The organism is Halobacillus sp. BBL2006, from assembly GCF_000786645.1.
Taxonomy (GTDB): domain Bacteria; phylum Bacillota; class Bacilli; order Bacillales; family Halobacillaceae; genus Halobacillus.
Genome location: NZ_JRNX01000599.1, coordinates 1 through 8,712 on the forward strand (window position 1 = coordinate 1; position 8,712 = coordinate 8,712).

At 43.1% G+C, this 8,712-nt stretch carries 8 protein-coding genes; all 8 read right to left on the reverse strand.

The window, feature by feature from the left end; all coding sequences use genetic code 11:
- Positions 1 to 1,029 (reverse strand): Stk1 family PASTA domain-containing Ser/Thr kinase (gene pknB, locus LD39_RS16625; protein ID WP_035550083.1); only part of this gene is annotated, 1,029 nt, incomplete at its 3' end.
- A complete protein-coding gene (locus LD39_RS16630) occupies positions 1,029 to 1,787 on the reverse strand; it encodes a Stp1/IreP family PP2C-type Ser/Thr phosphatase (RefSeq protein ID WP_035550086.1) in 759 nt (252 codons plus the stop codon). The genes pknB and LD39_RS16630, both read right to left, overlap by 1 nt.
- Before the next feature lie 94 nt (positions 1,788 to 1,881).
- Positions 1,882 to 3,228: a 16S rRNA (cytosine(967)-C(5))-methyltransferase RsmB gene (gene rsmB / locus LD39_RS16635; protein ID WP_035550089.1), complete on the reverse strand. Its 1,347-nt coding sequence runs from the start codon at positions 3,226 to 3,228 to the stop codon at positions 1,882 to 1,884.
- A complete protein-coding gene (gene fmt, locus LD39_RS16640; RefSeq protein ID WP_035550091.1) occupies positions 3,221 to 4,168 on the reverse strand; it encodes a methionyl-tRNA formyltransferase in 948 nt (315 codons plus the stop codon). The genes rsmB and fmt overlap by 8 nt, the downstream gene beginning before the upstream one ends.
- Positions 4,169 to 4,185: 17 nt before the next feature.
- Positions 4,186 to 6,597 carry a primosomal protein N' gene (gene priA / locus LD39_RS16645; protein ID WP_035550094.1) on the reverse strand — a complete coding sequence of 804 codons (2,412 nt, stop codon included), beginning with the start codon at positions 6,595 to 6,597 and terminating at the stop codon, positions 4,186 to 4,188.
- Complete coding sequence (gene coaBC / locus LD39_RS16650; RefSeq protein ID WP_035550097.1) at positions 6,594 to 7,799, reverse strand: bifunctional phosphopantothenoylcysteine decarboxylase/phosphopantothenate--cysteine ligase CoaBC; 1,206 nt, start codon at positions 7,797 to 7,799, stop codon at positions 6,594 to 6,596. The genes priA and coaBC overlap by 4 nt, the downstream gene beginning before the upstream one ends.
- 137 nt (positions 7,800 to 7,936) lie before the next feature.
- Positions 7,937 to 8,164 (reverse strand): DNA-directed RNA polymerase subunit omega, encoded by a 228-nt coding sequence (rpoZ, locus tag LD39_RS16655; RefSeq protein ID WP_081988493.1) that lies wholly within the window; start codon positions 8,162 to 8,164, stop codon positions 7,937 to 7,939.
- 3 nt (positions 8,165 to 8,167) lie between these two features.
- On the reverse strand, positions 8,168 to 8,712 hold a 545-nt coding region (gene gmk / locus LD39_RS16660; RefSeq protein WP_035550100.1), incomplete at its 5' end, for a guanylate kinase.

Here is an 8,712-nt window from a genome sequence, read left to right on the forward strand (position 1 = left end):
TTTCTTCTTTTTCTTCGTCGATTCTTTAGTATTCGTGCTCTTAGAATCCGTTCGTTCATTGACGATGGTTTGTGTAGTGGATTGACTATGAACAATGGTGTTCTCTTCAGGCTGTTCGCCATAATTATCCTGAGTAATAACTGGAATCGCTTTTGTTTTTTCACCGTCGTCCTCATCAGGAGGCTGGAATGCAGGTTCATGTTGGCGTTCCGGCTCCAGTGAAGTTTCCAGGTCATATTCCATTTCTACAACTGATTCATAACGATGGAACGGATCCTTAGCTGTCGCTTTTAACACAATGTTTTCTACACTTTGAGGCAAATCCTCAATCCATCTCTTTAAAGACGGTGTATCATGCTGTAAATGCTTCAAAGCAATCGAGACAGGAGACTCTCCTGAAAAAGGGAGCCGGCCTGTTAATAATTCAAAGAAAACGATCCCAAGTGAGTAAACATCAGACTTCTTCGTGGCCATGCCTCCTCTAGCCTGTTCAGGAGAGAGGTAATGAACAGATCCAAGTACAGAGTTCGTCTGAGTCAAAGCTGTCGCACTTAAAGCCATAGCTATTCCGAAATCTGTTACTTTCACATGGCCGTAATGGTCAATGAGAATATTTTGTGGCTTAATGTCTCTGTGCACAATCTCATTTTCATGAGCATGGGCAATTGCTGAAGTTACTTGTTTCATTATGTCTACAGCCTCTGAAACTTCTATCGGACTATGCTGTTGAATGTACTGTTTCAGCGTCATTCCATCCACATACTCCATCACCATATAATAAATGTCGTCTTCCTCTCCGACATCATAAATGTTGACAATGTTGGGATGGGACAAGCTTGTAGCGGATTGTGCTTCTCTATGGAATCTGGCTATAAATTCTTCATCATTTCCGTGTTCAAGGCGCAGAACTTTTATTGCGACATTACGGTCGAGTATGACGTCGTGAGCCAAATAGACGTTGGCCATTCCACCGCCGCCTATCATCTCCCCTATTTCATAACGCTCATTAAGGAGACGGTCGTTCAGCATTAATCAGCACCCTCTTTCTCATCTGTACTGTCATAATGCACAACGGCAAGTGTAATATTGTCTTCTCCACCACGTTCGTTAGCAAGTTCCACGAACTTCTGGCAAAATTCAGCCCAATCCCCTGCAAATTCCGATAGTTCCGAAAGCTCTTCATCACCGACTTTATTTGTTAAACCATCCGTACATAATAAGATACGGTTTTCATGTTCGAATCCTAAAGTATGAATATCCGCAGATATATCATATTCCGTCCCTAATGCTTTAAGAAGCACGTTCTTCCTAGGGTGGTGCTCTGCCTGTTCTTCTGTTATCTGTCCTGAACGAACAAGTTCATTAACAAGAGAATGATCTTCAGTGACCTGCTTGAATCCGTAAGAATTAGCCATGTAACAGCGGCTGTCTCCTATATGGGCAATCGTCACAAACTGACTCGTGCACACGGCCACGACAATAGTTGTCCCCATACCGTAACAATCATCGTGTTCGTCCGCATACGTTTTAATTTTGTGGTTCACCGCTTCAATCGATTCTCTTACCCATTGTTCGGATTGGCCAGGGGTCTTTAATTCTTCAGCTTCTTGCCACCTCTTATGTAAATGAGATGTCGCAAGTTCGCTTGCAACATCTCCTGCACGGTGTCCACCCATTCCATCGGCAACTACAGCAAGAATTTGTCCAGAGTCATTTTTAAAAACTCCCCCTGAATCTTCATTATGATTTCTCACTTTTCCTTGATCTGTTAGAAAATAGCCATTCATGGACTCACCTCGTTTCTGGTTGGTGCTGCTTGCCCTAAAAACTGGGGAAACAGTCTCATTTTACGCTAGTGCTTACCACCCTTGGTTAAAAGGTTTATCTTTTCACGAATCTTGTGAGGAAAAAACCATCCGTATCCCACTGTTGAGGAAAAATTTGTAACCCATATTCGCTTAACCCTACTGATTTCCGTAATGGTTCAGGCAAATCTTTAATGAAGGAGGGATCGACAGTGAAGTCCTGATGGTCGTTTAAGAAACTCTTGACGGCTTCCTCATTTTCATGCTTATCAACCGTGCAAGTACTATAAATGAACTTTCCGTCTTCCTTCATTAATGGAGCCAAATGAGCAAGAAGGTCGTCCTGGATTTTTCTCAAAGCGTATATATCTTCTTCTTTTTTATGATATTTGATGTCAGGCTTCCCTCTTAATACTCCTAGCCCTGAGCAGGGTGCATCAAGTAAGATCCTATCAAATGAATGTTCAGGATGAATATCTTGCAGCTTTCTTGAGTCCGCCTGAGAAGCTTCAATCGAAGTAAGTTGCAGCTGTTCTGCTTTCTTACTTACCATTTTAGCCTTTTTATCGTGTAAATCATACGCAAGAACTTGACCTTCGTCTTTCATCATCTCAGCGATATGAGTTGTTTTGCCTCCAGGAGCACTACAAGCATCAAGCACACTCAAGCCTTCTTCCAGATCCATCATCTCAGCGACAAGCATGGAGCTCTGATCCTGTACTGTCAGCTTTCCATTCTTAAATAATGGATGGTTCAAGATATTTCCCTTCTTAATGATAAGACCTTGACTAGAAAAAATGCTTTCTTCTACCTCATAACCACCGTCTACAAGCTCTTGCATCGCTTCTGATTTGGAAATCCTTAGCGGCTGAATCCTGACAGACATCGGTAAGTGCTGCATGTTTGCGCGGCACATTTCAATCGTTATCGTTTCCCCAAATTGCTCCATCCACCGTTCCACAAGCCATTTCGGATGACTCGTTTCAATAGCAATGCGCTCAATGGGGTCATGGATCTCATTCAGATCTCTTGCTTCATTTCTTTGAACATTTCTAAGCACTCCGTTTGTAAGCGATGAAATCCCTTTATGACCTTTTTTCTTGGCAATCTCCACCGCTTCATGAAGAATTGCATGGTCGGGTACGCGCTCCAAAAACTTCATCTGATAAACGGACATATACAACAACCATTTCACCCAAGGTTTCAATTTTTTCTGCTTGGTCAAGTAAGGTTGCAAATAAAAATCAATCAAGTCTCTTCGCTGTAATGTTCCATAAACGATTTCAGTCAGCAAACCTCCGTCTTGTGTAGATAGATTTTGCTTTTTGATTTCACGATCAAGCAACACGTGACTGAAACCGCCTTGTTCACCAATCCTTGTCAATAGGTGAAGAGCTGTTTCTCTTAAAACATATTTACTCATCTTTCTCCCCCAAACGATCACCTACAGAAAGCGCCTGACCAGCGCCGTTAATGAAGGCTTCCCCGTCCATTTTCTTTTTGCCGGAAGGTTGTAACTCGGTAACTTTGACAGCTTTTCGATCACCTGTCTGCACGAGGAAACCGTTATCTTCAATAGCAACGACGGTCCCCGGCTTTTGATCAAACGTGCCATTTACTTTTTCTGTCCACCATATCTTCATAGGTTTCCCATTCCAATACGTGTAAGCCACAGGCCAGGGGTGCATTCCGCGGACATGATTATAGACCGTTTGCTGATCGTTCGACCAATCAATGAGTTCCTGTTCTCTTTTTATATTAGAGGCAAACGTAGCTTTTTCATGCTCCTGCACTTCTGCCTTTATTTTTCCTTCCAGCAATGAAGGTAGTGTTTGAGCGAGTAAATCCGCTCCAGCCACAGAAAGTTTATCATGCAGTGTGCCAACGTGATCATGATCATCGATCGGAACAGTCACTTTAGCAAGCATGTCGCCTGCATCGAGTTTTTTGACCATATACATGATTGTAACACCTGTTTCCTTTTTCCCTTGCAGTATGGCGTAATGGATCGGCGCACCGCCTCTTAACTCAGGTAAAAGGGAGGCGTGAACGTTGATGCAGCCGTATGTAGGTGCTTCAAGCAATGCCTCAGGAAGAATTTGACCGAAAGCTGCTGTAACGATAAGATCCGGTTCGTATTTCAATACTTCTTCATATTCATTTTTAATTTTTTCAGGCTGAAAAACAGGAATTTCATGCTTCTCAGCTGCCGCTTTTACTGGTGGAGGTGTCATCACCCTTTTTCTTCCTTTTGGGCGGTCTGGCTGGGTGATGGCTAGGACCACTTCGTAACCATCTTCTACGATGCGGTCAAGTACTGGGACAGCAAAATCAGGCGTCCCCATAAATGCAATGCGTGTCATGAAGTGTATCTCCTTTCTTACATCAACTGATACGGTTGAAAATCTACTGTGATCTGTAGTCCGTTCTCTTGTTTCATTTCATCTTCATAATAATGCAGTATCCGTTCTACCAGCTTTCGCTGCTCTGGTTCCCTCTTGTATTTTACCATGCATTGATAGCGATATCTATTATTGATCCTGGCCAGTGCTGAAGGGGTAGGTCCAAGGACATGAGACTGATCCGATAACTTCTGCTGCATAAACTGGACGATTTTTTGTGTCACTTCCTGAACCTTCAACTGGTTGGGATGGGATACCGTAAACAAAGTTAAGAAGTAATACGGCGGATAGTTGAACGCTTTCCTTATTTTCATTTCTTCGTTAAAGAAGTGTTCATATTCATATTGACTCGCTAGTTCAATACTATAATGGTCAGGTGTATACGTCTGAACAATAACCTCTCCAGGTTTGTCGTGGCGCCCGGCTCTTCCACTCACTTGAGTGAGCAACTGGAACGTCTTTTCGGATGCGCGGAAATCTGGAAGGTTGAGCATCGCGTCTGCAGCTAACACTCCAACCAGTGTAACATTTCCGAAATCTAACCCTTTCGCGATCATCTGTGTCCCTAAAAGGATGTCAGCTTTTTTATCACCGAATTTTGTAAGCAGCCGCTCATGGGCACCCTTCCGCCGGGTTGTATCTACATCCATCCTGAGAACCCTCGCTTCAGGAATAAGCTGCTGGATGACCTCCTCGACTTTTTGCGTCCCAGTTCCAAAGTAGCGGATCGTTTTACTTTCACACTCTGGACATTGAGTCGGCATTGGTTCCTCATGGGAACAATAATGACATTTTAATCGGTTTTGATTTTTGTGATAGGTAAGGGCAATATCACAATGAGGACATTCCTGAACATGACCGCAGTCACGGCACATAACAAAGGTGGAATAGCCCCGGCGGTTCAAAAAGAGTACGACCTGTTCTCCTTTAGTCAGTCGATCCTCAATTTTCTCTTTGAGAATACGAGAAAACATAGAACGATTGCCTTCATGAAGTTCCTCACGCATGTCGACAAGCTCAACTTCAGGCATAACCGCATCGTTCATTCGCTTGGATAGTGTCAACAATTGATAATTACCTTTAGCCGCCCTCGCATAGCTTTCAAGAGCAGGCGTTGCACTGCCCAGAACGACCGGACACTTATGGGTCTTTGCCCGCTCGATCGCAACGTCCCTCGCATGATAACGAGTTCGATCCTCTTGCTTGTAACTTGTTTCATGTTCCTCATCAATGATAATGAGCCCAATATTTGAAAAAGGGGCAAAGATGGCTGACCGTGCACCAACGACTACTTGTACTTCTTTTCTCTGAATCTTTCTCCATTCATCATATTTTTCTCCTGCAGATAGAGCACTGTGGAGAACGGCTACTTTCGAACCGAATCGGCCTTTGAACCGTTCTACCATCTGAGGGGTAAGTGCGATTTCAGGAACGAGCATAACTGCTTCTTTTCCATCATCAATAACTTGCTGTATGGATTGCAGATAGACCTCCGTTTTTCCACTGCCCGTTACTCCGTGCAGCAGAAAAACATCATGGCTCTTTTCTTCAATCGTTTTCAATATCGGTTGAATTGCCTGTGACTGCTCATCTGTTAGTTCAAAAGGCTGCGTCCGTTCAAATTCCCTGTTCTCATAAGGGTCTCTGAATACCTCCTGCTTGTATTCCCGGATGACTCCCTGACTAACAAGTGGTTTTAAGGAAGCAGAAGTCGTTGAAAGTGTTTCAAGCAATTGTTTTTTCGGCATTGGTTCCTGGTTTTCCATCAAGAACTCAACGATCGCCCGTTGCTTCTTGGCCTGTGGAGAAAGATCGACAAGTACTTCCTCAAGCTCCATCTCGTCCATTTTCGATTCGACCATCGGTGTTACCTTTTTCGTTTCCCTGCTCTTCACTTCGTAATGCACATCGACTTCTCCTTCATCGATGTGCTTACGAAGAACATGGTAACTCACGTCCGCTTGTTCGAATTCCTCATAATCAATGACGGCTCTTCCATCAAAAACAGCATCAAGCTCTGAATCCAGCTGTTCTTCTGACAGCTTCCAAAGCTCTTTCCGATACTTCGCTTTCATTACTTGGGGGAGCATCACTTGTAAACAGGATATATAATAGCTGAGTGTTTGCTGAGATAACCATTTACCGAGATGGAGAAGTTCATTCGTCAATGCAGGTGTTACATCCAGCACATCAATAATGTTTTTAACTTTATCAAAGTCAGTGTAATCTGAGAGCGAAACAACATATCCCATGATTTTTCGAGGCCCAAATGGAATGATGACGCGTACACCTGGCTGGACAATGCCTACATATTTTTCTGGTATTTTATAGTCAAAAGGACGATTCGTATTTTGCGAAGCTACATCCACAATTACGTTTGCTATATTCACGAAGATCCATCCTTTATGTGCCGGGCTGATTCTTCCAGGATGTTTTTTGCCAATTCTTCTTTGGACATAAGAGGAAAAGCTTTCTTATCCCCATCTTTAGTCAGCCAAAGCGAGACATTCGTGTCATGACCAAATCCGGCCCCTTTTTCGGATACATTATTGACGACAATGGCATCAAGATTTTTCTTTTCCAGCTTCTGTCTACCATAATCTTCTACATCTTGAGTCTCGGCTGCAAACCCAATTAAGTACTGGTGTTCCTTCCTTTCTCCCAGTTCCATTAAGATGTCTTTCGTCCGTTCCATTTCTACGACATAATCTCCAGGAGATTTTTTCATTTTGTGATCATAAGTCACTCTTGGACGATAATCAGCGACAGCTGCAGATTTAATGACCAGGTCACTCGTATGGTAATGCTCAAGGACTTGTTGATACATCTCTTCCGCGGTGGTCACATCAATTCGGTGGACCCCACCAGGAGTAGGAAGGTCCACAGGTCCTGAGACCAAGGTTACATCTGCTCCAAAGAACGACGCTTGCCGGGCTAGTGCATAACCCATTTTCCCTGTCGAAGGGTTTGTGAAAAAGCGTACAGGGTCGATTTTTTCCCTTGTCGGGCCTGCTGTAATCAACACCTTTACACCTTTAAGCAGCTGCTTTTTCTTATGCTCTTCTTCAAGTACTTGAACAATTGTTTCCGGTTCTTCTAAACGACCTTTTCCAACGTATCCACAGGCAAGGTAACCCTCTCCTGGTTCAATGAATTTGAACCCCCACTCATCTAACTGCTTCATGTTCTTCATCACAGCCGGATGACTGTACATATGTACGTTCATAGCTGGGGCTAAATAAACAGGGACTTCCGTTGCCAACAAAGTTGTTGTCAGCATATCATCCGCGATCCCTCCTGAGAGTTTTCCTATGATGTTTGCCGTCGCAGGTGCAAGAAGAAACAAATCGGCCCAGTCTGCCACATCAATATGCTGGATTTGGGATGGATCCTGTTCATTGAAAGTGTCTCTGTAAACCGGTTGTCTTGATAAAGCCTGGAATGTAGTCGGAGCAACAAATTTTTGTGCGCTTTCAGTCATAATTACTTTCACTTCAGCTCCAGCCTGGATTAGCTTACTCGTCAAAGCAGCTGCTTTATAAGCGGCTATTCCTCCAGATACCCCTAGTACGATTTTCTTCCCATCTAACATCCGACAACACTCCTTTAATCATGAATCTATCAAATCTAATTGAAGCTATTCTATTTTCTACCAACTGATAAGAAAAACCGCGCTTATTAGGTTGTAATAGCGCGGCTTTTGCTACAATATGAGAGAAGCTTAAAGCTTTATGTTGTTTCTGTACGAGACTGGATTTCGTCGGAATACGTGTAGCTCAGTTTTCCATCACGAATCTCTTCTAAAGCAACTCCCACTTGTTGATGAGAAGTAGGATTATCAATCATTGGTGCACTTCCTTGTTTCAGTTCACGTGCTCTTCTTGCTGACAATGTAACCAGCGTATATTTAGACTTAATCTGTTTCTGCAATGAATCAATGGATGGTTCTAACATCATGATTTATTCCTCCAATGCTTTCTTATATTGGTTTGCAACACGCTCACGTTTGCAATGTTCACTGGAAACGATGGATTGGACTTTTGTTACGGCATGATTAATTTCGTCATTTACAACAACATAATCGTAAGCATCCATCATATCAATTTCTTCTTTCGCCGCAAGTAGTCTGTTTTTTACTTTTTCTTCGGTTTCTGTTCCACGGTTGACGATACGATCTTTTAATTCTTCTAAAGAAGGTGGAATTAAGAAGATAAAGACACCTTGAGGGAAGTTTTCGCGGACTTTCAAAGCACCCTGGACTTCAATCTCAAGGAATACATCTTTTCCTTGATCAAGAGTCTCTTCCACGTATTGTCTTGGTGTACCGTAATAATTGCCTACGTATTCAGCGTGTTCGATCAGCTGTCCTTGACTGATCAGCTCTTCGAATTCATCACGGCTCTTGAAAAAATAATCCACCCCATCCACTTCTCCTTCACGAGGGTCGCGAGTAGTCATGGATATGGAATAGCGTAAATCTGTTGATTGGTCAAAAAGCGCCTTGC